At 74.9% G+C, this 1,584-nt stretch carries 1 protein-coding gene; it reads right to left on the minus strand.

From position 1 onward, the window contains the following. Positions 1–1,584 (minus strand): hypothetical protein (locus MXD58_RS27220; RefSeq protein ID WP_250610789.1); only part of this gene is annotated, 1,584 nt, incomplete at both ends.

The following is a 1,584-nucleotide window of genomic DNA, read 5'->3' on the forward strand; positions in this document are numbered from 1 at the left end:
GGGTGAAACGCGGGTCGGTGAACGTCGCGTCGCCGCGCCGCTCCCGGTCGACCACGGTGGCCGCGTCGAGGACCGCCGGCGCCGCGGTGTTCGTGCCCGCGGCGCCGCTGCCGGCGGCGAGCAGCTCGACGCGGTAGCCGCCGTCGGGATACCTCGGCGCGTCCGGCCAGGACAGGGTGACGGCGTGCGCGGGCACGTCGAAGAACAGCCGGAGCTCCGCGGGCGCCTCGTTGTCGACCAGGGTGACGGTCGTGGTGAGGGCCGCGATGGGGTAGGCGGTGCCGGTGGCGGCGACCGTGATCTCGACAGGTGTCTCGGTCGGCAGGCTGTCCGGGGTCGACCACGCGGTCGGCCCGTCGCCTGGCAGCGTCACGACGACCGGTGCCGTGGCGACCGGCGGCGCGGCCTCGCCAGCCGTGCCAGCCGTGCCATCCGTGCCATCCGTGCTGTCCGTGCCATCCGTACTGTCCGTGCCATCCGTACTGTCCGTGCCATCCGTACTGTCCGCGACGGGTCGGGGTCGTGGGGTGAGGGAGATCCGCCAGCCGCCGGGCGCCGTCGCGCCCGCGTGCCACCACAGCGACACCCCGGCGCCGACCTGCTCGACGCCGAGGTCACGCAGGTCGTAGGAAGGCATCAGGTAGGTCGCAGCGGCCACGGCACCGACGTAGCGGTCGAACGGGTTCGTCGGCTTGGGGATGGAGGCGGTGACCCGCAGCGTCACCCGCCGGCCGGGGCGCAGACGGGGGTCGGTGACCTCGATCGAGGTGGCGCTCTGCCCCTGCGGGCGGGACAGCACGGTGACCCGGTTCGCGCCGTCCGCGTCGCTGAGGACAACCTCGGGCTCGTAGCTCACCTGGTCGCCGGGGACGTCCGGCCAGCTCGCCCGGACGGTGGTCGCGGCGGTCGCGGTCACAGTGAGCTCGGTGACCCGCAGCTTGGCGCGGACCGCGGCGCTGGCCTGGGCCCCCAGCGCCTCGGCGCGTTCCCGCTTGTGCCGCGCGTCGCGCTCCTCGTCGGACTCCGCGCCGAAGAACCGGGTGATGGCGGAGAGCAGCGAACCGAAGAAGCCGACGGCGACGGCGACGGAGGCGAAGACCAGCTCCGCCGAGGCGGCCGCCGCCTGCGCGGTCGCAGCCTCGGCGGTCCGCGCGGTCAGCTCCGCCGCGCGGGCCAACTCCGTCTCGCCGGTGTTGGCGTCCTCGGGACTGTCCGCGCGGCGTTCGCTGTACTGCCGGCGAAGCGCGGCATCGTCGGCGCCGCGGCAGATCAGCGCGCCGACGGCCTTGCTGGAGAGCCGTTCGAGCGCGATCGCGCCGGTCAGCTCGACGAGCGCGGCGGGATCGTCGAGGATCGCCTGGATGATCCCCTGCACCCCGCCGAGCACGGTGTTGACGATCATGTCGGCGAGGTCGCCGACGCTCGCCGAGGCCGGCGCCTCGATCGTCGTGGCGATGGTCAGCGGGTCCATGCCCGGGTTGAGCAGGACCGGGCCCGCCGGCGTCCGGACGGACACGTCGTAGTAGGCGTCGACCTCGAGGCGCGCGGCGGCGGGACCGCGCGAGCCCGCCGCCGGCGCCGCAC

The organism is Frankia sp. AgKG'84/4, assembly GCF_023242965.2.
In the GTDB taxonomy this organism is placed as follows: Bacteria; Actinomycetota; Actinomycetes; order Frankiales; family Frankiaceae; genus Frankia.